The organism is Gordonia polyisoprenivorans (assembly GCF_017654315.1).
GTDB lineage: Bacteria > Actinomycetota > Actinomycetes > Mycobacteriales > Mycobacteriaceae > Gordonia > Gordonia polyisoprenivorans_A.
Genome location: NZ_CP072203.1, coordinates 577,304 through 599,619 on the forward strand (window position 1 = coordinate 577,304; position 22,316 = coordinate 599,619).

20 protein-coding genes are annotated in these 22,316 nt (G+C 66.6%); 15 read left to right on the forward strand and 5 right to left on the reverse strand.

Annotation, left to right across the window (positions count from 1 at the left end; translation table 11 throughout):
- The first annotated feature begins 56 nt into the window (after window positions 1–56).
- Complete coding sequence (locus J6U32_RS02725; protein ID WP_208793447.1) at window positions 57–1,169, forward strand: ferredoxin reductase; 1,113 nt, start codon at window positions 57–59, stop codon at window positions 1,167–1,169.
- A 91-nt stretch (window positions 1,170–1,260) separates the two neighbouring features.
- Window positions 1,261–2,499 carry a fatty acid desaturase family protein gene (locus J6U32_RS02730; RefSeq protein ID WP_208793448.1) on the forward strand — a complete coding sequence of 413 codons (1,239 nt, stop codon included), beginning with the start codon at window positions 1,261–1,263 and terminating at the stop codon, window positions 2,497–2,499.
- Window positions 2,500–3,234: 735 nt separating this feature from the next.
- On the opposite strand, the gene J6U32_RS02735 is transcribed toward J6U32_RS02730, so the two are convergent.
- Both J6U32_RS02735 and J6U32_RS02740 read right to left on the reverse strand, forming a co-directional pair.
- Complete coding sequence (locus J6U32_RS02735) at window positions 3,235–4,143, reverse strand: AurF N-oxygenase family protein (RefSeq protein WP_208793449.1); 909 nt, start codon at window positions 4,141–4,143, stop codon at window positions 3,235–3,237.
- 85 nt (window positions 4,144–4,228) lie between these two features.
- The gene (locus J6U32_RS02740) at window positions 4,229–5,098 is read right to left on the reverse strand and encodes a phosphatase PAP2 family protein (RefSeq protein ID WP_208793450.1); all 870 of its coding nucleotides are present in this window, start codon (window positions 5,096–5,098) and stop codon (window positions 4,229–4,231) included.
- 249 nt (window positions 5,099–5,347) lie between these two features.
- On the opposite strand from J6U32_RS02740, the gene J6U32_RS02745 reads away from it, so the two are divergent.
- The 13 genes from J6U32_RS02745 (at window position 5,348) to J6U32_RS02805 (ending at window position 19,443) form a co-directional block, all read left to right on the forward strand.
- Window positions 5,348–5,731, forward strand: a complete 384-nt coding sequence (locus J6U32_RS02745; protein WP_208793451.1) for a cupin domain-containing protein — start codon at window positions 5,348–5,350, stop codon at window positions 5,729–5,731.
- 34 nt (window positions 5,732–5,765) lie between these two features.
- On the forward strand, window positions 5,766–6,350 hold the full coding sequence (locus J6U32_RS02750) for a dimethylamine monooxygenase subunit DmmA family protein (protein ID WP_208793452.1): 585 nt from the start codon (window positions 5,766–5,768) through the stop codon (window positions 6,348–6,350).
- A complete protein-coding gene (locus J6U32_RS02755; RefSeq protein WP_208793453.1) occupies window positions 6,347–7,324 on the forward strand; it encodes a PDR/VanB family oxidoreductase in 978 nt (325 codons plus the stop codon). Before J6U32_RS02750 ends, J6U32_RS02755 begins: the two co-directional genes overlap by 4 nt.
- A complete protein-coding gene (locus J6U32_RS02760; RefSeq protein ID WP_208793454.1) occupies window positions 7,321–8,862 on the forward strand; it encodes a heme-dependent oxidative N-demethylase family protein in 1,542 nt (513 codons plus the stop codon). The genes J6U32_RS02755 and J6U32_RS02760 overlap by 4 nt, the downstream gene beginning before the upstream one ends.
- A complete protein-coding gene (locus tag J6U32_RS02765) occupies window positions 8,859–9,923 on the forward strand; it encodes a PDR/VanB family oxidoreductase (RefSeq protein ID WP_208793455.1) in 1,065 nt (354 codons plus the stop codon). Before J6U32_RS02760 ends, J6U32_RS02765 begins: the two co-directional genes overlap by 4 nt.
- A gap of 53 nt (window positions 9,924–9,976) precedes the next feature.
- Complete coding sequence (locus J6U32_RS02770) at window positions 9,977–10,999, forward strand: heme-dependent oxidative N-demethylase family protein (RefSeq protein WP_208795924.1); 1,023 nt, start codon at window positions 9,977–9,979, stop codon at window positions 10,997–10,999.
- A gap of 42 nt (window positions 11,000–11,041) precedes the next feature.
- Window positions 11,042–12,391, forward strand: coding sequence for an ammonium transporter (locus J6U32_RS02775; RefSeq protein WP_208793456.1), 1,350 nt, complete (start codon window positions 11,042–11,044; stop codon window positions 12,389–12,391).
- A gap of 634 nt (window positions 12,392–13,025) precedes the next feature.
- Window positions 13,026–14,372, forward strand: a complete 1,347-nt coding sequence (gene glnT / locus J6U32_RS02780; protein WP_208793457.1) for a type III glutamate--ammonia ligase — start codon at window positions 13,026–13,028, stop codon at window positions 14,370–14,372.
- Between the two features lie 60 nt (window positions 14,373–14,432).
- Window positions 14,433–15,329, forward strand: coding sequence for a glutamine amidotransferase (locus tag J6U32_RS02785; protein WP_208793458.1), 897 nt, complete (start codon window positions 14,433–14,435; stop codon window positions 15,327–15,329).
- Window positions 15,317–16,012: a protein glxC gene (locus J6U32_RS02790; protein ID WP_006368887.1), complete on the forward strand. Its 696-nt coding sequence runs from the start codon at window positions 15,317–15,319 to the stop codon at window positions 16,010–16,012. Before J6U32_RS02785 ends, J6U32_RS02790 begins: the two co-directional genes overlap by 13 nt.
- 62 nt (window positions 16,013–16,074) lie before the next feature.
- Window positions 16,075–17,406, forward strand: coding sequence for an FMN-binding glutamate synthase family protein (locus J6U32_RS02795; RefSeq protein WP_014358171.1), 1,332 nt, complete (start codon window positions 16,075–16,077; stop codon window positions 17,404–17,406).
- The gene (locus J6U32_RS02800; RefSeq protein ID WP_208793459.1) at window positions 17,403–18,593 is read left to right on the forward strand and encodes an NAD(P)/FAD-dependent oxidoreductase; all 1,191 of its coding nucleotides are present in this window, start codon (window positions 17,403–17,405) and stop codon (window positions 18,591–18,593) included. Before J6U32_RS02795 ends, J6U32_RS02800 begins: the two co-directional genes overlap by 4 nt.
- A 22-nt stretch (window positions 18,594–18,615) precedes the next feature.
- Window positions 18,616–19,443 carry a helix-turn-helix domain-containing protein gene (locus J6U32_RS02805; protein ID WP_244332523.1) on the forward strand — a complete coding sequence of 276 codons (828 nt, stop codon included), beginning with the start codon at window positions 18,616–18,618 and terminating at the stop codon, window positions 19,441–19,443.
- A gap of 20 nt (window positions 19,444–19,463) precedes the next feature.
- Here the strand turns inward: J6U32_RS02805 and J6U32_RS02810 are convergent, their stop codons facing one another.
- From J6U32_RS02810 to J6U32_RS02820, 3 genes are all read right to left on the reverse strand, one after another.
- Window positions 19,464–19,958: a hypothetical protein gene (locus tag J6U32_RS02810; RefSeq protein WP_208793460.1), complete on the reverse strand. Its 495-nt coding sequence runs from the start codon at window positions 19,956–19,958 to the stop codon at window positions 19,464–19,466.
- A gap of 435 nt (window positions 19,959–20,393) precedes the next feature.
- A complete protein-coding gene (locus J6U32_RS27625) occupies window positions 20,394–21,143 on the reverse strand; it encodes a hypothetical protein (protein ID WP_280118971.1) in 750 nt (249 codons plus the stop codon).
- 196 nt (window positions 21,144–21,339) lie between these two features.
- A complete protein-coding gene (locus J6U32_RS02820) occupies window positions 21,340–22,200 on the reverse strand; it encodes an ERCC4 domain-containing protein (RefSeq protein ID WP_208793461.1) in 861 nt (286 codons plus the stop codon).
- Window positions 22,201–22,316 lie beyond the last annotated feature (116 nt).

Below are 22,316 nucleotides of genomic sequence, written 5' to 3' on the forward strand. Positions count from 1 at the left end.
ATGCGCACCACCAAGTGGGTGTACAGTCGTGCACACACATTGCCGGAGGGAGGCCGATGAATCTTCTCCGCTGGAGCAAACGCCCAGCCGCGGGGGTCAACGCGAAGAACCCGCAGGCCAACGTCGTGCGCGGACTCGTCGCACGGGCCACCACACCCCTACTGCCCGACGACTACCTGCACCTGATCAACCCGCTGTGGTCGGCGCGCGAGCTGCGCGGACGTATCGTCGAGGTCCGCAAGGAGACCGACGTCTCGGCGACGGTCGTCATCAAGACGGGTTGGGGATTCCCCTCGAACTACAAAGCGGGCCAGTACGTCGGTATCGGTCTGCAGGTCGACGGACGCTGGCACTGGCGCTCGTACTCGCTGACGTCGTTCGGGGAGAACACCGACGACACCATCTCCATCACCGTCAAGGCCAACCCCGACGGTTTCCTGTCGACGCACCTCGTCGACGGTGTCGCCCCGGGCACGGTGATCCGCCTCGCCGCCCCCAAGGGCGATTTCCATCTGCCCGAGCCGTTGCCCGAGTCGATCCTGTTCCTCACCGCGGGCAGCGGGATCACCCCGGTCATGGGCATGTTGCGTTCGATGAGCGCGCACGGCGAGATCCCCGACACGGTGCACGTGCACTCCGCACCCACCCGCGACGAGGTGATCTTCCTCGACGAACTCGAGTCACTCGACGAGCAGGTGCCGACGTATTCGCTTGCGCTGCAACTGACTCGGTCCGACGGCAAGTTCTCCATCGACGACATCGACGCGCAGGTTCCCGATTGGCGGGAACGGTCCTGCTGGGCGTGCGGGCCGGTCGCCTTCCTGGACGACATCGAGTCGGCGTATTCGGCGGCCGACCTTCGCGATCAACTGCACATCGAGCGTTTCGCCATCGCGCGGACCGACGTCGGCGGCGAGGGCGGCACCGTGACCTTCGCCAAATCCCAGAAGACCGCAGAACTCGACGGTGCCACCACGCTTCTCGAGGCCGGCGAGAACCTCGGAATCCAGATGCCCTTCGGGTGTCGGATGGGTATCTGCCAGACCTGCGTGGTCCCGCTGGTCCAGGGGTACGCGCGTGATCTGCGCACCGGTGAGGAACGTCGCGAGGGCGAACGTATCCAGACGTGTATCAGCGCCGTGTCCGGGGAATGCACACTCGACCTGTAGAAGTCAGCGATGCCGGTCCAGCCCGCGGCCGCATCCGATCACGCGGCACACCTCGCCGCACACCAGTCCGATCATCGGGAGGACGATGCTCATGGCGATCACCGACATCGACACCTATGCCCATCTGACCGAAGCCGACGTCGAGGCACTCGGCGCCGAACTCGACGCCATCCGTCGCGACATCGAGGAATCGCGCGGAGCGGATGACGCGCGATACATCAAGCGCACCATCACCTTTCAGCGCGCACTGGCCGCCGGTGGGCGGGCAGTACTGCTGTTCAGCAATCGCAAGCCCGCGTGGTTGCTCGGCGCCGGCCTGCTCGGCGCGGCCAAGATCATCGAGAACATGGAACTCGGCCACAACGTGATGCACGGCCAGTGGGATTGGATGAACGATCCCGAGGTCCATTCGTCGTCGTGGGAGTGGGACACCACCTGTCCGAGCGTGCAGTGGAAGCACTCGCACAACTTCGTGCACCACAAGTACACCAACATCGTCGGGATGGACGACGACGTGGGCTACGGCATCCTGCGCGTCACCCGTGACCAGCCGTGGGAATGGTGGAACGTCGGTAACCCGATCTACAACCTGACGCTCGGCACGTTCTTCGAATACGGTGTGGCGCTGCACCATCTCGAGACCGAGAAGCTGCGCAAGAAGGAGAAGACCTACCGGCAGGCGGCAAAAGACCTGCAGATCATCGGGCGCAAGGTCGGCAAGCAGGCCGCCAAGGACTACCTCATCTTCCCGGCGCTCTCGGGTCCCAACTGGCGCACCACGATCACCGCGAACCTGACCGCCAACTTCATCCGCAACTACTGGTCCTACATGGTGATCTTCTGCGGTCACTTCCCCGACGGCGCCGAGAAGTTCACCGTCGCCGAGTACGAGGAAGAGGACCAGCCACGCTGGTATCTGCGACAGATGCTGGGATCGGCCAACTTCCGGGCCGGACCGATCATGCGTTTCATGAGCGGCAATCTCAGTCACCAGATCGAGCACCACCTGTTCCCGGACCTGCCCAGCAACCGGTACGAGGAGATCGGCGTCCGCGTCCGCGAACTGTGCGACAAGTACGACCTGCCCTACACCACCGGCAGCATCCTGAATCAGTACGCGCAGTCGTTCCGCACGATCCTCAAGCTGGCCCTACCCAATGCGCTCTTGAAGGCGACCTCCGATGACGCCCCGGAGACCGCGTCGGAACTGCGGTTCGCCATCCGTGGCGGTATGTCGAACCACTTCGGCGTCGACCCGGACACCGGGAAACGCCGTGGCCTGCGCACGGCACTACGCGAACTGAAGAAGGCGCCCGTCCAGCCCGCGTAGCCGTCGTTTCCGCGGAATACGAATACAGCTTCCACGTGAGTGGGCCGCCGACCGAGATTTCACGGCGTGTCGCCCCGGATCCGTGGAAGTTGTATTCGTATCTCCCGCGGGTCGGGGTTTCGCCGGTCGTTGGTCGGCTTTGCCTCGCTGTGTCTCTTCGTCAACCGTTGGTCGGTCCGCCCCCGCTGGCTGAGATCTTTGATCGTCGATCGGACCGCCCGCCGGCTAGCTTGCAGACCGGTGGTCGGGTCCGTCCTCGCTGGGTTCTTCTTCAACCGGTGGTCGCGCCCGCCCCCCGCGGGTGTTCTTTGATCGTTGGTCTGGTTTGCCACGCTGAGTCTTCTTCGACCGATGGTCGAGGTGCGGCGAGCCCCCTGGGGCGAGGAGCCTCGAGACCCCCTGAGCCACAAGCGGTCCCAATCCCACGGTCACTCAGATGCCGAGGTGTGCGTACCGCGCGCTTCGTGAACTCAAACAGGCGCCCGTCCAGCCCGCGTAGCCGGCCCTCACGTGGGATGCGAATACAGATTCCACGTGAGCGGGCCGCCGACCGAGATTTCACGGCGTGTCGCTCCGGATCGGTGGAAGTTATATTGGTATCTCCCGCCGTTTCGCGTTCCATCACCGACGGGTGGTCGCGCCCGCCCGCTGGAGTGTTGACGTCGGCCGGTGATCTTCGACCGATCGTCGCCTCGAGACGCCCTGAGCCGCAGACGATCCCAACCCCATCACCACTCAGAGCATGTGCACCTTGCGGTACACGCGGGCGGCGGCGGGGGTGAGCAGTCCCACGTCGTCGAGGAACTCCATGAGATGTGCGCACCCGGTGCGCACCATCGACTGGAAGTGATGGTTGCGCCGCATCTCGCCGATGGCCCGGTGGTGATCGAGTCCGGCGTCGATGTAGGCCTGCGGGCGTACGAGGCTGGTGAAGATGTACGAGGCGGCGGTCGCGAGGTAGAAGGCGCTCCACTGTCGCTTGATGAAGCCGATGTCGCGCACCGACTTCCGCACTTCCTCGCGGGCGAACTTCATGTGTCGTGATTCCTCGAGGACGTGGATTTCGTTGACGGTGCGGATGAACGGCAGCACCCGCTCGTCACGCATACAGCCGCGCTGGAACACGTCGAGGATCTCCTCGGCGACGAGGATGCCCGCGTAGGCCACCTCGTCCTTGACCGTGGCCATGAAGAATTTGCCGAAGCGCCCGAGCCGCGGATGCGGCTTGTACGACGTGCCGACCATCTTCTCGCTGGCCTTGGCGAACATGATGGAGTGGCGGCACTCGTCGGCGATCTCGGTGAGCGCGAACTGGAATTCGGGGCGGTGATAGTCGGCGAGGTACTGGTCGCGGATGACCACGCCCTGCAGCATCATCTCGAACCAGATCCCGATGCACATGATCGACGCGAATTCGTGCCGGGTCAGCGTGATCCGTTGCTCCTCGGTCATCTCCTCCCAGTACGGAGTGCCGTAGAGCGTGGACCATTCGGGGCTGCACCCGTACTTCGTCGGATCCATCGGGGCGTCCCAATCGATCTCGGTCATGGCGTTGCGGGACAGGCGTGCCGCGGATTCGAGGAGACGGGCCGAGACCTCGTCGGGACCCGAGTCGACGGTGGATGTGAGGGGTGCCACGGTCATGAGTCCATGACAGCACCAACCGTGACAGTAGTCAATGGCAACTTCGGCGGTTCACGCCCAACGCGACGGAGACGTCGACCCGCAATCAGCCCAGCCGCGAGTGATACGCACAGGGGCGATACCCACCCAGCGCGATGCCCATGACCACGGCGACACCGACCGCCGTCGCGATCTGTCGCGGGTCGCCATAGGACGTGCCGACGATCAGCGGTGTGGCGATGACGATGACGAGAAACGCGAGGCTGCGCATCAGGAACGAACCCCGGGGGGTCGGTGAGTCCGCCCATGGATCGGGCAGCAGCGCGCCGAGGCCGATGACGATGAGCACCGAGATCACCACATCACTGGGTCGGTGCCAGCCGTCAGCGATCAGGCCGAATTCGATCACCGACGCCCACGTCGCACCGAGGGCGACGACGATCGGGCGCAGCCACTTCGGCGACGCGGCGATCAACACCACCACGCACGATGTGACCGCTGCGGCATGACCCGACGGCGCCGAATTGGAAGTCTCGGCGATCCAGGAATGCAACTGTGGGCGGACGAGTACACCATCGCGTAAGTAGCGGGTGAGCACCACGATGATCACCGGAAATACCAGCAGCGCAGTCGTTTTGACGAGTGCGACGCCCACCGGGGTACGACCGGTCACCGCCGGGATCACCGACCCGCCGACGGCGAGCATCGCAGCGATCACCCAGATTCGCGGATCGGTGACCGCCTGCACGGTGAGGATGTGGGGCACATGGGCGACGGCGGAGGCGCGCCGCGCCGCATCGAGGACGTACTGGTCGACGAGCTGACCCCATGACGTCCGGACCGCGACGCCATAGACCGCTGCCGCGAGCAGTAGAGCGACGACAGCGGTGACAACCGCCGCGCCGAGGCCCGTCGGCCGACGAACCTCTCGTCGCGGCGTCACGTCGCCGGGAGGCGTCGTTGCCAGGACACTCATGTGCCCGAGGCTAGGCGACAAATCTGGGAAAAGGCTGGGTCGGGGAATCGGGCGCGTCGCGACACTCCGCGTGTTCGCAGGCGTCGAGGTGACGGGTTGAAGCCCCCGAATTTCCCACCGCTGGACATGTTGCATGTCATTCAACACAGTCGTCACACTCTCGAAACAGTCCGAGAGTCTAATCACAGGCAACAAGTTTCCTACGGTGATCCAAATCCCTGGAGAGCCGACCGAACAGAAAGAGTGGACATGACCGTCGAAACCAGCAACGCACTCGAGTTCCGGGTTACCAGCGGAGCCTGGGAGAACCTCCCGAAGATGCCCGAGTCCGAGTATCCCGGAACCGAGGGCTTCATCGGTGACGTCTATGAAAACCCCGACGGCAGCGAGATGTGCTCGGGCTACTTCGAGCTTCGCCACACCGACGAGCCGCTGTACTACGAGTACGCCTACGACGAGATGAAGGTCGTCCTCGAGGGCGAGTTCCTGCTGGAGAACAAGGAGACCGGACAGAAGACGGTGGCCAAGGCCAAGGACGCGATCTTCTTCCCGAAGGGCTCCAAGATCTACTTCAGCACCCCGAGCTACGCACTTGCCTTCTACGCCGGGCATCGCGACTCCACCCTGCTCTGAATCGCCCCGACATACAGAACGGACCAGTTCTGCCATGACCACCTCTGAGATCTCGGCGGAGACCGCAGCCCAGATCCCGTTCAGCAGCATCCCGGAGTGGGCGCGTCCCGCCGGGGTCGGTGGCGTCACCCCGCCGACCGCCGACCCCACCCCCGACGGCACTTCATACCTCGTCGTCGGCATCGGTGAGCCCGCGCACGCGTGGGCCACCGGGCGGGTCGCCACCCTGCCGACGGGCCGGCCGAGCACACTGATCTGCGTCGAAACGCCCGCCGAGGCCACCGACGCCCTGCGCGATGCGCTCGCCTCCGCGACGGTCGGGGTACGCGTGCACATCGCCGGACCGGTCGGTGCCTGCCTGACGGTCCGAGCGGCGGCGGTCACCGCCGGGATCGAGGACGACGAACTCGTGGTCGAGCCCGTCGGTGCCGGCCCAATCGACGTGTTCTGCTCACACTGTCGGACGGTCACCACGGCGCTTGCCGATATCGACGACATCGTCGACTGCACCGGTTGCGGCCGTGGACTTCTCGTGTACTACCACGTCTCCCGCAGGCGTGGCGCCTTCCTCGGGTTCATGGCCGACGCCGAGACCCCGAATCGAGAGGACAACGCATGACCCTCACGACCGGTCGGCCCGCCCGTTCTGTCACCGAGGACGGCACGATGACGTTGCGCGTCACCTCGATCGTGAAGAGCGGCCGCGACATCCGCACCATCACCCTCGCCGATGGTGCGCCGCTACCCGGTTTCGTCCCGGGTAGTCATCTGGTGGTGCAGGCCGGCCCGCACACCAACGCCTACAGTCTCGTGTCCGACGGCACCGCGCCCACCGAGTATTCGATCTCGGTCCTGCGCGTCGCCGACGGCGCGGGCGGTTCACGCTGGATGCACAGCCGGCTCCAAGTGGGTGACGAGATACGGGTATGGTTGCCGCGCAGCGACTTTGCGCCGATTGCTCGCGCCACCAAACACCTGCTGATCGCCGGTGGTATCGGTGTCACGCCGATCCTCTCGCACCTGCGGGCGGCCCGTCGCTGGCACCGTGACACCCAGGTGCTCTACACCTTTCGGCCGGAGAATGCCGCGCACGTCGACGAGGTCACCACTCTCACCGACGGCCGGGCCGAGCTCTACACCGTGCGAGCCGATTTCGTGGCGCGGCTGGCCGAGGTCCTGACCACGCAACCGCTGGGAACCCATTTGTACGTGTGCGGACCCGGCGGGCTCATCGACCACGTCGTCGACTCCGCGAAGACCGCAGGCTGGCCGGAGTCACGAATCCACTTCGAGCGCTTCGGGATCGACGCCCTCGATGCCGGTGATCCCTTCCGGGTGCACCTGACCGGCAGCGAGACCACACTCGATGTCCCGTCGGGCACCAGCATGCTCGAGGCGATCGAAGCGGCCGGCGTGGCCGTACCCAACCGGTGCCGTCAGGGTGTGTGCGGCGAATGCCGCATCCCCGTCACCGCAGGCACCCCGATCCACCGAGACCTCTACCTCAGTGCCGAGGAGAAGAACGCGGGAGATGCAGTGATGCCCTGCGTTTCCCGCGCCGCCGACGGATGCACCCTGGAGATACCACTGTGACCATCGATCTGCCACCTGCCCCGGCCCCGGACGCCGCCGGTGACCTCGTCACCGGATTCCCGTTCCCCTTCCCCGAGGACCGCTACCGCTACAGCACCAATGTCGAGCCGGCGGGCACCCCCACGGTGACCGCGGCCGGCCAATGGGGAGCCGCCGTCGTCGACATCGACGCCGAATACCACCACGAACTTGACGCTCGCGCTGCGGTTCTCGCGTCCGATCCATCCCGCCATGCCGTCCTGCCGCACATGGCGCCGGCCGCCTGGGATGCGATGCTCACCCTGATGCGCGAGCTCGCCATCGCCTACCCCGACCACATGCACCTGACCGCCACCGGCCCCGACACCTGGCAGTGGCGCAACGACCTGCTCGACATCGAGGTCGATTTCCGCTATGGCGACGCGGCCACGCTGGGTGAGGAACCGTTGCGCTACATCACCTCTCAGGTCCAAGAGGATGTGGCCTTGCTCGATCAGCGCGACGAACAACTCTTCGTCGACGCCGGTGTCATCACCTTTGCCGCCGACTGGAGCTTCGGATTCGACGTCGGCATGAGCTTCCTGGAGATCCACGGGCCGGTCCCGCGTGTGAAGAAGATGGGCGTCATCACCCGGGCCCATGAATTCCTCAAACGCCTTCAGCCACATCAGCCCTACCGTCGGACCAACTGGACGCTGACCATCGGCCGCCGACTCGACGTCTCCACCGAGATCTACCCCGAATGGGGTCCCGACCGCGAGACGATCGCGCACGTCGACGACACCGAATTCGGCGCCCTGGTGCACCTTCGGGTCGAGGTCCAGCACCTCATCCGGCTGCCCGACTCGGGTGCGCTGATGTTCCTCATCCGCACCTACATGCTCCCGCTGGAACAACTCGCCGGCGTCGAGCCCTGGCGTCGGCGCGCCGCCGACGTGCTCGTCGAACTGCCTGCAGACATGGCCGACTACAAGGGCATCATCAAGTACAGGGACCGCGCCGCCCAATGGCTGCGCGACGCCGCGCCCACGCCACCGAATCTAGAGCCGCACCCCGGACTGCCGCGGTGGCCGGCCACCCCACCCGAGGTGAACGTCGAGGCCGCCGCCTTCCTCATCGTATCGATCGGCGGCGATCCGTCGGCCGCACAGACCGCGCGCGCCTGGGTCGCCAAAGCCAGCGAATCCGGGGCCACCCGACTGTTGGTCCTCGACACCCTCACCGACGCCGACGACGTCGCGACACTGCGGCGCGCACTCGGCGAATCCGTCACCGGCACCAGGGTGATGATCACCGGCGGTCAGTTCGATGTGATGACCGCACTCGCCGTCGCACGAGCGGCCGGAGCGATCGCCGAGGAACTGTCCGCCCATGTCACCTCCACCGACGATCTGCCGGTCTACTGCGCACACTGCCACACCACCAACCGCATCCTCGCTCGCCCCGGCGAGATCGTGCAATGCCCGGGATGTTCGATGAGAATCGAGATCCACGAACATCATTCGGCCACCCGCGGGAGCTTTCTCGCCTCCGCCGCCGATGCCGGGGAGCTGTCATGACCGGAGCTGTGGTGACCCGAGCTGCTGTGAACGGGGTCGACAACACCGACGCATCGGCGGCGGGCACGCATCTGCACCCGGGCTATCGGACCGGACCCCGACTGATGCGCGTCGTCGAGAAACGCGCACTCACCGAGTCGGTCACCCACTTCCGGTTCGTGCCGGCCGACGATGCCGGTCCGTCACTGGTGCCGTATCAGCCGGGCAGTCACCTCATCGTCACGATAGGCGCGCCCGGAAGTGCTGTGCGCAACGCCTATTCCCTCGTCGACGATGGTCTGTGGCCGACCAGCTACGGCATCTCGGTCCTGCGACGCGGCGAGGGTGGCGGGTCGGAGTGGTTGCACGAGAACGTCGCCGAGGGATCGACGGTCGAGATCGAAGGCCCACGTTCGATGTTCGCGCCCGTCCTCGACCAGCGGCACGCGCTGCTGATCGCCGGGGGCATCGGGATCACTCCCATCCTCTCTCATGTCCGGGCGCTGGCGCGCGATTCTCGGGTGACTGCCGAGGTCATCTACTCCTATCGGCCAGGGCACGGCGCGCACCTCGACGACCTGCGTGCGGTGGCGTCCCACGACGGCATCACCGTCCATGAGGCCTGCGGGGTGGAGGAGACCATCGCCACCATCCGATCGCGAATGGCTGTGCAACCGTTGGGTACCCACGCCTATGCCTGCGGGCCCGCGGCGCTTGTCGACACCTACACCCAGCTGGCCGCCGACGCCGGTTGGACGGCGGCGCGTGTCCATCTCGAGCGATTCGCCGCACCCGAACAAGACCCGGGCGACCCGTTCTCGGTCCGGCTCGCCTCCACCGGCGAGCGCCTCGACGTCCCCTCCGGGGTCTCACTGCTCGAGCGCCTGCTCGACCACGGCGTCGCGGTGCCCAACCTGTGCCGGCAAGGAGTGTGCGGCGAATGCCGCATCCCGGTGCGAGCTGGTGCCGTGCTGCACCGTGACTTCGTCCTCGACGACGAGGAAAAATCCGCGAACACCGCGATGATGTGCTGTGTCTCGCGCGCCCTCCCCGACAGCCCTGAGATCGAGGTGGACCTGTGACCCTCACCCCGCCCCTGACCGCACCGACCACCACTGCGCCGGTCCCTGATCAGCTGAACACACACTCGCTGACTCCCGCTGCCCGCGAATATCTTTCGCAACCCGTCGATCACTGCGCCAACATCCCGTGGCCGTTTCCCGACGACGCTTCCGAGTTCTCCTACACCGTCAACGTCGAGCCTGCACGCGTCCCGCGGCGCACCCGGGGCGGGGAGTGGGGCCGTCACCTCGTCGACCTCGGTGGTGCCGAGTATCTCGACTACATGCGCGAGCGGCGGCGCATCCTCGACGAGGATCCGTCGCGTGTGCGGATCATGCCCGGCATGGACGTCGCCTGTTGGGATCTGCTGTTGTACTACCTGCGCGATCTGGCACTGGCGTACCCCACCGTAATGCATCTCACCGAAGGCGCCGACCGGCGGTTCCACTGGCGCAACGAGTTACTCGGCACCGACGCCGAATTCGTTCTCGGCGACCTCGACAGTCTGCCGTGCCATCCACTGGAGTTCCTCGCGCGCGAGGTTCCCGACGACCTGCTCCTCGTCGTCGAACGTGACGGCCGGCTCTACTTCGACGCCGGGATCGTCACGTTCGCCGCCGCCTGGTCGGTGGCCTTCGACGTCGGCATGGACATGTATGAAATCCACGCTCCGGTACCGGGTTTGATCCGTGACGGGATCGTTGCGCGCGCCGAACAGTTCCTGCGCGGGCTTCCCGCCGACGCGGTCTATCGGCGGGTCAACTGGACGCTGTCCGCATCGGATTCGCACAAGCTCGACGTCAGCCTCGAACAACTCCCCGAGTGGGGTCGCGACATACCGACGATGATCGCCGACGGCGACTACGGTCGCGCGCGGCTTCGGATCGAACTCGAGCACTTCGTCCGGTTGCCGACCTCCGGTGCGGTGACGTTCAATATCCGCACGTTCATGGCCTCGCTCGACGAGGTCCGGCGCATCCCGGCGTGGGCCGAGCAGTTGGCCACCGTCATCGAAACCCTCGACGAGCGTATCGCCGCATACAAGGGCTTCCTCGACTACCGCGACAACGTCGTCGCCTACCTCCGCGGGCACTGACCGCCTCTTCACCCTCACTATCCCTCTCTACCAAGGACTGTCATGGAAGTAGTTGCCGCACAAGCGGATCTGTCATGGATGCTGGCCGCATTCGCCTTTCTGGTACTCATGATCCCCGGCCTGGGTCTGTACTACGGGGGCATGCTGGGCGGACGCAACGTCCTCAACATGATGTCGATGGTGTTCGCCACCCTCGGAATCACCTGTGTCATCTATGTTCTCTACGGTTATGGCCTGGTGTCGGGGCCGTCGGTGCACGGCTGGGGGATCATCGGTAATCCCGCGCACTACCTCGGGCTCGGTGAGCACCTCACCGACGATCAGTCCGGCGGTATTCAGGTGCTCTACATCGCGGCGTGGTTCATCCTGTTCGCCGCGATCACCGTGGCGATCGTGGCCAGCGGCGCGGCCGGTCGGATGAAGTTCAGCGCGTGGCTGGTGTTCGTTCCGATCTGGCTCACCCTGGTGTACTTCCCGGTCGCGCACTGGGTGTTCGCTGCCGATTCCGACGAGGGCGCAGGAGGCTTCCTGCTCAACAAGATCCACATCCACGACTTCGCCGGTGGTACCGCGGTGCACATGAACTCCGGTGTGGCCGCACTCGCCCTGGCACTGGTCCTCGGCGCCCGGCGTCGCCGTGCCGAGCGCCCGCACAACGTACCGATCGTGCTCCTCGGAGGCGGCATCCTCTGGTTCGGCTGGTTCGGATTCAACGGAAGTTGTGCCGGCGGAGCCAATTTCGTCACCCAGTTCGTCGTCCTCAACACCCTTCTCGCCGGCGGCGCCGGGATGCTCGGGTTCTGGGCGATCGAGAAGTGGCGTGAAGGTCACGTCACCGCGCTGGGTTCGATCACCGGCGCGATCGCCGGACTCGTCGGCATCACCCCGTCGGCCAACACCATGACGCCGATCGGAGCCCTGATGGTCGGCATCCTCGCCGCGGGCGTTGTCGCGTTCTTCCTGAGCTTCAAGCCCAAGTTCAAGGTCGACGACAGTCTCGACGCCTTCATCGTCCACGGCATCGGCGGCATCGTCGGCACCCTGTGCGTCGTGCTGTTCGCCGCGGGCAGTGCCCCGGCCGGTGTGACCGGTCTGCTCTTCGGTGGCCCGATCGACATCCTGTGGCGCGAACTCGCCGGCATCGTCATCACCTGCACCTTCTCGTTCGTGATGACGTGGCTGATCGCCAAGGCTCTCGACAAGACGATCGGCCTGCGCGTCGACGCCGAGACCGAGACCCAGGGGCTCGACTCCTCGATCCACGCGGAAACCGCCTACGAGATCCCGGCGGCCGGCGTCGGTCACGGCGGCCTCTCGGGTATGTCGCCCGCACTGGCCACCCAGAGCGTCGAGCACGGACTCTCCGAGACCGCTCAGCCCGTTCGCACTTGATCGCTGTGCACGACACCGGGGGCGCACCACATCGTGGTGCGCCCCCGGTGCCATTTCGGGCCGCTTCCCCCGATGGTCGAGCCCCTAGTGATCGATCGCCGAGCGCTTCTTTCGATGGCCGGGCCCCTTTTTGATCGATGGTCGAGCGCTTCTTTCGATGGCCGGGCCCCCTTCTTGATCGATGGTCGGTCCCCCTTCTTGATCGATCGCCGAGCGCTTCTTTCGATGGCCGGGCCCCTTTTTGATCGATGGTCGAGGTGCTCGGCGCCCCAGGCGCCGAGCCTCGAGACCCCCTGCACCGGTGCTGGTTTCGGGTTCCAGCGTCGCCTGCGGGGGTCTCGAGGCTCCTCGCCCCAGGGGGCTCGTCACACCTCGACCATCGGGTGGGGTGGCGCAAGAGTAGGTGGTGCGGCCGCCGGTGAGTACACCTCGACCATCGGGTGGGGTGGCGCAGGAGTAGGCAGTGCGGCCACCGGTGGGCATACCTCGACCACCGACGACCGCCCCACCCAACCCGATACCTGCACCTCACAGCCCCGAAACGTAATCGCAACACAACGAGGGTCTACTACAGGTAGACAAAAGTTCATCGGAGTGGACATACTAGAGCCAACACAACCACCGGAGCACTGCCATGACTGACACCACCAACGATCTCGCCGAACTCTGCGCGAAGTCGGGGACCAAGTTCATCCTCGCCATGTTCGTCGACTTGCGTGGCAAGCCCTGCGCCAAGCTCGTCCCCGTCGAGGCTGTCGACGAACTCGCCACCAACGGTGTGGGTTTCGCCGGTTACGCGGTCGGTGCAATCGGGCAGGAGCCCCGCGACCCCGATCTGATGGCGATCCCCGACACCTCGTCGTTCCTGCCGATCCCCTTCATCAAGGAAGGGCTGGCGATCGTGCATTGCGACCCGCATGTGGAGGGCAAGCCGTGGCCGTTCGCCCCACGCAACATCCTGCGGGCTCTCATCGCGCAGGCCGAGGACGCGGGCTTCGAGCCGTGGGTGGGCGCAGAGGTCGAGTACTTCCTGCTCAAGCGCGCCGCCGACGGTTCGCTCGTGACCGCCGACGACGCCGATGACTCCGATCAGCCCTGCTACGACGTCCGCGGCCTCACCCGTATGTATGAGCACCTCACCGCGGTGTCCGCTGCGATGAATCAGCTGGGCTGGAGCAACTACGCCAACGACCACGAGGACGGCAACGGCCAGTTCGAGCAGAACTTCGCCTACTCCGACGCGCTCACCACCGCCGACCGCGTCATCACCCTGCGCTATCTGCTTTCCACGATCGCCGCCGAACGCGGCATGGTCGCCACCTTCATGCCCAAGCCGTTCGCCGAGCGCACCGGAAGTGGCCTGCACCTGCACCTTTCGTTGACTTCCAACGGCCAGCCGGTTTTCCCGACCGAGTTCGGTGACGACCGCGGGCTCGGCATCTCGCCGACCGCGTACGGATTCGTCGCGGGCGTCCTCGAGCACGCCTGCGCGCTGCAGTCGGTGATGGCTCCGACGGTCAACTCCTACAAGCGGACCGGCGCCACCGCCACCCGCTCGGGCGCCTCCTGGGCACCGCGCGTGCCCACCTATGGCGGCAACGACCGCACCCACTACATCCGCATCCCCGACGACCAGCGCGTCGAGCTGCGCGGCGGCGACGGATCGGCCAACCCGTACCTCGCGATCGCCGCCGCCCTCGGCGCCGGCCTCGACGGCATCAAGCGCAGCCTCGACCCGGGTGCGCTGGGTACCTGCCCCGAGCACGTCGGCACCCTGCCGCTGACGCTGCTGCACGCGGTCGACGCGCTCGAGGCCGACCCGGTCGTGGCCGGCACCCTCGATGCCGCGATGACCGAGGAGTGGCCCGCCGACAAGCAGTCGGTCTCGGACTACTTCAGCAAGCTCAAGCGCGAGGAGTTCTTCGCCTGGCATTCGGCCGTCTCCCCGTGGGAGGTCGATCAGTATCTCACCGCTTTCTGACCACAGATTCCCGTCACATCCCTGATCCGTCCACCCCCTGAACCACGAAAGGCCCACACCATGTGCGGAATCGTCGGGTTGCATCTACGCAACCCCGATCTGTATCCCCGCCTCGGGGAACTGCTCACCGGCATGCTCGGCGAAATGCAGGACCGCGGCGCCGATTCGGCCGGCATCGCCGTCTACGGCAACCCCAGCTGGGTGCCCGCCGACCACGCCTGCGTCTCCCTGCTCGAGATCGACGTCGACGCCGACGACGCGCAGGCCGCCGTTACCGAGGCGCTCGGCAGTGCGGTCGCCGCCCAGTACGTCGACGCCACCCTCGTGCTGTCGGCACCCGTACCTGCCGAGGAGCTGCTCGGTGCCGCCCGCGCCACCTACCCCGGCGCCCTGGTCGCCGGATTCGGTAGCGACCTGACCGTACTCAAAGGTGTTGGTGCACCGCGAGATCTGACCGACCAGTGGGGCCTGGCCGCCGCACAGGGCTGGCAGGGCGTCGGGCACACGCGCATGGCGACCGAGTCCGCGGTGACCTCGGCCGGCGCGCACCCGTACGCCGTCGGACCCGAGCAGTGCCTGGTGCACAACGGATCGTTCTCCAACCACGCCACCATCCGCCGTGAATTGCGCGCGGAGGGAGTCGAATTCGATTCCGAGAACGACACCGAGGTCGGCGCACGCTTCGTCGCCCACCAGCTCGCGCAGGGCAAGGACGTCGAGACCGCACTCAAAGAGGTCTGTGCCACCTTCGACGGCTTCTACACCCTCGTCGTGTCCAACCGCGACTCGTTCGCGGTGGTCCGCGACGCCATCGCCTGCAAGCCCGCCGTGATCGCCGAGACCGACGACTGGGTGGCGATGGCCAGTGAATACCGAGCCCTGGCGCACCTGCCGGGCGTGGAGAACGCACGAATCTGGGAACCAGAACCGGAGGTGGTCTACGCATGGACCCGCTGAACACCGATCGCACCGTCTTCGATCTGTCCGAAACCTCGCTGCGCGAAGTCAATTCGGCACTGCACGGCGAGATCACCGGAGAGATCGAGATCAACTCACCGGCGGGCGCGCACAGCGTTGCCGCCGGGGTCAACGCACCGGTGAAGATCACCGTCAACGGTCACGTCGGCTACTACGCCGCCGGCATGAACCAGCAGGCCGAGATCACCATCAACGGCAACGCCGGTACCGGTGTCGCCGAGAACATGATGAGCGGCACCGTCGTCGTCAAGGGCAACGCCTCCCAGTCGGCCGGTGCCACCGCACACGGCGGCCTGCTCGTCATCGAGGGCGACGCCGCCGCGCGCTGCGGGATCTCGATGAAGGGCATCGACATCGTCGTCGGCGGAAACGTCGGTCACAACAGCGCTTTCATGGCCCAGGCGGGCCGCATGGTGATCCGCGGCAACGCCGGTGCAGGCCTGGGTGACTCGATCTACGAGACCCGTCTCTACGTCCGCGGCGAGGTTGCCTCCCTCGGCGCCGACTGCATCGCGAAACCCATGCGCGCCGAGCACCTCGACGAGCTCGCCGGCCTGCTCAAGGCCGCGGGTTTCAAGGATGACGACCCGACCGAGTACTCGCGATACGGATCGGCCCGCGAGCTCTACCACTTCCACGTCGACAACACGTCGGCATACTGACCCCCGGCGAACCCACCGCTCGGCCCCTCGTCCGACGACCCAGCGCCGCACCCGGAGACATCATGAACCTCAGCAATGAACAGCGCGGTCTACGCGAATCCGCGACCTTCGACCGCACCACCATCGCCGCCATCCAGCGTGCCGCCGACACCGGCGTCTACGACATCCGTGGGTGGGGCGCCAAGCGCAAGCTGCCGCATTTCGACGACCTGCTCTTCCTGGGTGCGTCGATGTCGCGGTACCCCCTGGAGGGCTACCGCGAGCGCTGCGACACCGACGTCGTGCTCGGCAGCCGAAATGCTAAGTATCCCTTGCACCTCGACACCCCGGTCACCATCGCGGGCATGAGCTTCGGCGCGCTGTCGGCCGGCGCCAAGGAGGCACTCGGGCGCGGTGCGTCGGAGGTCGGTACCTCCACCACCACCGGCGATGGCGGAATGACACCGGAGGAGCGCGGCCAGTCGAAGAACCTGGTCTACCAGTACCTGCCGTCGCGCTATGGCATGAACCCCGACGACCTGCGCAAGGCCGACGCCATCGAGATCGTCCTCGGGCAGGGCGCCAAGCCCGGCGGCGGCGGAATGCTGCTGGGGCAGAAGATCTCCGAGCGGGTCGCTCACATGCGCACCCTGCCGGAGGGTATCGATCAGCGCAGCGCCTGCCGCCACCCCGACTGGACCGGCCCCGACGACCTCGCCATCAAGATCAACGAGTTGCGCGAGATCACCGACTGGGAGAAGCCGATCTACGTCAAGGTCGGCGCCACTCGCACCTACTACGACGTCAAGCTCGCCGTGCACTCCGGTGCCGACGTGGTGGTCGTCGACGGCATGCAGGGTGGCACCGCGGCCACCCAGGAAGTGTTCATCGAACACGTCGGCATCCCGACGCTCGCCGCGATTCCGCAAGCCGTGCAAGCACTTCAGGAGCTCGGCGTGCACCGCGAGGTCCAGCTCATCGTGTCCGGTGGGATTCGCAACGGTGCCGACGTGGCCAAGGCCATGGCGCTCGGTGCCGACGCCGTCGCCATCGGTACCGCCGCGCTGATCGCCCTGGGCGACAACGATCCCCGGTATGCCGACGAGTACGAGAAGATCGGCTCGGCGGCCGGCTTCTACGACGACTTCCAGGACGGCCGCGACCCGGCCGGCATCAGCACCCAGGATCCCGAACTGTCCGCCCGGTTCGATCCGATCGTCGGCGGCAAGCGCCTGGCCAACTTCCTGCGGGTGACGACGATGGAAGCCCAGACCATCGCCCGCGCCTGCGGCAAGGCACACCTGCAGCACCTCGAACCCGAAGACCTGGTGGCGATCTCGATCGAGGCCGCAGCGATGGCGCGCGTCCCGCTGGCCGGCACCAGCTGGATTCCCGGAGCAGGGGCGGTGTTGTGAGTACCGAGACCGCATCCATCGTCATCATCGGTGGCGGCCTGGAGGGCGCGGCCACCGCGTGGGCGCTGGCGCAACGCGGCGTCACCGATGTGGTTGTCTGCGAACGCGATACCGTGGGCGCGGGCATGACGGGCAAGTCATCGGGCATCGTCCGCTGCCACTACGGCGTCAGTTCGCTGGCGGCGATGGCGGCCGTCGGGCTCGAGGTGTTCGAGAAGGCCGAGGAGATCTTCGGCACCGACATCGGGTTCCGTCAGACCGGCTACGTCGTCGGCGTCGGCGAGGCCAATGTGGGTAATCTCCGCAAAAGCCTTGCCGCGCAACGTGAGGTCGGCGTACAGACCGAGGAGATCGGTGTCGATGAGGTCGCCGCGATGTGGCCGGCCGCCGATCTCGAGCCGTTCGCGGCGTTCGGCTGGGAGGAACGCGGCGGGTACGGCGATGCGTATCAGACCGCGCAGGCCTTCGCCGCATCGGCGCGCGCCGGTGGCATCCGCATTCGCCAGAGCACGCCCGTCGCCGGCCTCATCGTCGACGGCGACGCCGTCACCGGCGTGAGACTGGTTGACGGATCGACGATCTCGGCCGAAACCGTCGTCGTTGCGACCGGCGCATGGACCCGACAGTTCCTCGCCGCCCACGGCATCGAGGTCCCCATCGAGGTCCACCGCGAGCAGATCGTGATGATCCACCCCGGGATGGACCTCGGCAAGGTGCCGGTGTTCTCCGACCTCGTCTCGCTGCAGTACGTGCGGCCCGACGTGCGCGGTGAGATCTTGTTCGGTAACAGCGATCTCGCCGAGCTGGAGATCGCCGACCCCGACAATTACCTCAATCGTGCCGACGAGTCGTTCCTGGATCTGACGGTCGACAAGGTCGGCACCCGCTTCCCGCAGTTCACCGACGCGGCCATCACCAGCAGCTACGCCGGGTGCTACGACGTCACCCCGGACTGGAATCCGATCATCTCCACCGGTCCGCTCGACGGACTGGTGATCGCCGCGGGCTTCAGCGGGCACGGGTTCAAGATCTCACCGGCGGTCGGACGGCTCGTCGCCGACCTCGTCGTCGACGGTCGCAGCAACGATCCGCGTATCCCGGAGTCGGACTTCCGGTTGTCCCGGTTCGCCGAGGGCGACCTGCTCAAGACCCGCTTCCCCTACGTGGGCGCGGGGGAGATGCGGTGAGGCCTGTCGTGCGGGGCGCGGCATGTGCGCCCTGAACGGCGGGGTCCGCATCTCCGAGCTGCCCGAGGACCGGCGGTCGGGACTCATCGCCGAGCTGCCACGGTTCCCCACAGTGGACGACGTCTCCCGATATGCTGTGCCGGTGGCGGAGTCCGACGAATCGACCGGGATCGATCAGGCAGTGGCGGTACAGACGGCAGGTGCCGGTGACGAACCGCTGATCCGTAACCAGTCCGGCATCGCCCGTGACCGGCCCACCGACCAGTCCGTCGAGGAACTCGAGCTCGAGACCGCGATCGCCGCCAACGTCCGGCGCCTGCGTCAGCAGCAGGGTCTGACCGTCGGCGACATGGCGGTACGCGTCGGCATCTCCAAGGCGATGCTCTCGAAGATCGAGAACGCCCAGACCTCGTGCAGTCTCAGCACTCTCGCGCGGCTGGCGACGGCCTTCGACGTCGCCGTGACCTCGCTGTTCCGCGGCGCCGACGTCGAGCGATCGGCGGTGTACGTCAAGGCGGGGGAGGGTTCGCGGATCGTGCGCTCGGGGTCCAAGGAGGGCCACGAGTATGAGTTGCTCGGGTCGTTGCGCGGCGAGCACAAACGTCTCGAATGCCTTCTCGTGACGCTCAACGAGGACTCGATCACCCAGCCGCTGTTCCAGCACCCCGGCACCGAGTTCCTCTACATGCTCGACGGCGTCATGGACTACGCGCACGGGCGCAGCGTGTATCGCCTCGCGCCCGGCGATTCCATGCAGCTCGACGGGGAGGCCCCGCACGGGCCGGTCGCCCTCATCGAACTGCCGATCCGCTTCCTGTCGGTCATCGCGTTCCCAGATTCGGCGGTCTGACGGCGGTCCCGGTCGGCCGGCTATCGGGCGACGACGGCTGCCCGGTCGGGGACCGGACGCAACGCGATCACCAGTGTCCCGGTGGCGATGACGCCGGCCGGCAACTCGGCATGCACCGTCCGCCGATGCCCAGCGGCGTCGACGACGGTGATGTCGGCCATGGTCGCTCCGGCCAGGCCGACGCCGACGAACGCCACGTCGGCGATCGCCGTGGTCAGCGGCAACGCTGCATCGACACGCACCACCGCGCGTCCACCCGCGACGTGCGCTGCAGTGATCCTGGTGACCAGAACCGGGTGAGCTGCATCGCACCCGTCGGTCGACGGGCAGCGCGGCTCACCCGTCGCGTCGATGAAGAATCCCGTTGTGTGACGCAGTGATTCGGCGCGCAGGTCGGTCTCACCGATGAAGAGATCCGTCCCCGACGAGTGAATGGGGACCGGCCAGAGCGTGGGATCGAAAGATCGGGACACCAGAACGCCTTTCAGAGAGGGCAGCAGCTCGAATAAGCTCACCTCTTCGGTTTACCCGGCTCTATGGCTCAGCAACAGGCATTCCGGCGCCAAGATGTCGTCAAGATCCGCGCGTCGGCTCGCCGACACTCCGATCACGGTGACCCACGCCACATTTCGCGAGAACAGCAACTCCCAAGGCGACGGGCATCGTGCGTCAAGCCTGACCGTGCATCGTGGAACATGTCAGAGAGAAACGCACACAGCGGATCTCGGAAGTGTCAACGAAAGAGGAGCCGATCATGGCCGAACCCCGTCGCAACAACAACCCCGCCCCGGTCCAGCGTCGCCGCCGCGTCCGTCGCTACGACCCGCGTTCGCGTCGGTGGCTCTGGGTGTGGCAGTGAGACAGCGCTCTGCGCGCTGACCCGTGCGCGACACGAACAACCCCGCCCGAGGACGCCGGGCGGGGTTGTTCGTGTGTGTCTGCGGGCGCGATCAACTCGTGGCGATCGCCACGTTCAGGATGACGATGAGCACGATCAGCACGACCGGGATGACCGAGATCGCGATCGCCAGACCGACGCCGTTGTACTGCTGTGGCGCAGGGCCGAGCGAACCGCGGGAGTACGCCCACACCGGCGCGCGATACTCCAGCTCGACGCCCTGTCCGGGCTGCACGAGCACCGGGAAATCGGCGGGCCCGATCCGCGGGGGCAGGAAGTACGGAACGTGGACGTGTACGTGATGCTGTCCCGGCGGCAGCGGGATCTCGTTGCGGCCCCACGTGCCGGGAAGCTCGTGGCCGTCGACGACGATCTTCGGCTTGATGAAGAACAGCAACCACATCAACGGGAAGAACTTCGCGTCGATGGCGACACCCTGCTGCTGACCCGCTTGCACCGGCGGCGCGCCCTGCCCACCGCCCGGATGATAGGCACCCGGAGCCGGATTCTTCTGCAGTGGGGCAGGATTCGGGGGCTGTGGCGCCGGTGGCCGACTGTAGTGGGGTGGCTGGGGCGGAGCAGATGGGGGAGCACCGTACCGGGGTGAGCCTGCCGGGGGAGCGCCGTATCCCGGGCCGGGTTGCCCGTACGGGGTTTGCCCGTAGTGGGGCTGTTGGCCGTACGACGGTTGACCCGGGCCGGGCGGCTGCCCGTGCTGGGGCTGGCCGTACCGGGGTTGGCCCGGCTGCTGTTGCCCGTACGGGCCGGGCTGCCCGTAGGGCGGATTCGGAGTGTTCACCATGTCCCCCTCGATCATGCGAGCCGCGCGGCGTCGGGCCATCGTGGCTGGCAGTCAATCTACGCGATGACGGTTGCGCAGCAACGGTTTGCGGCCACTTCGGGATGAAAGAAGCGGCGAGGATCTGTGGCCAATCTAGCCGCGTGCGCGGCGCGCGGCGATCAATCGAACCGGTTTGCGGCAAATGTCCGACCGGGATTCATTCGATCGACGCCGGCGCACCCGCATCCCCACCGCTGAGCTGCGTCGGCGAACTCTTTCCCGCCCGGTCGAGATCCCACTCGGCCAGGCAGGCGCCGAACCAGCGGTACAGCCATTCCTGTGCGAGTGCGCGTGTCTCGCAGAACACGATCGGCACCGTCGGGAACCGGGCCTGCGCCTCGGCGACGGCGTCGGCCACCGAGGAGGCCGGGGCGTGGTCGAGTTTGAACAGTTTCGAGTACCCGGAGTCGACGATGACCGCCCCGCGCGGCTGTGCGGCGAGATCGGCCAGCAGGTAGGTCATCTTTCCCGACAACAGGCTCGACGCGAGGTCCTCGATGCTCTTGCGTTCGGCGGTGGCCACCAGGTCGTCGCCGTCGAAGACCGCGTAGTCGCCGACCGGTAGGCCCCGCTTGCTGGTCTGCGCCTGTTGCGCAGAGAACTTGTAGCCGTAGCGTTCTCGGGTGTCGACGACGATGTCGACCACGCGACCGTGCGCTCGCGCCTTGGGAACCGTCACGTTCGGTCGGGCCTGTTTGGCGGTGCGTCGCGACTGCCAGAACACCATCTCGCGTCCGCGGGCGCGGGTGAGCACGAACTGCGAGCGGTTCTCCCGTCCGCGTTCGAGCACCAGATCGATGGCCGCGCCGCGACGGCTGATCGAACGCACCGCCAGGCATTCGACGATCTCGGGGTCCTCCGGCCACTCGGCGACCCGCTGGCAATACACCTTGGTGGTGCGCGGCCACGTCTCCCGGGTCTTCAACACGATCCCGTCGGCGCCCAAGGGCAGTCGCACGAGGTAGGGCAGCGATGTGCCCTCCTCGGGGTTACGCGCGATCAGCAGGTCGTCCGGCACAGCACCCAGGGTGCCGGATCGAGGGGGCGCAGTCACCCCCGACCGGCCGGGGAAGCGCTCTCATCTGCAACAACCTGCCCTCGACGATCCCGCCCGACCGGACCCTCGGCCGCTTA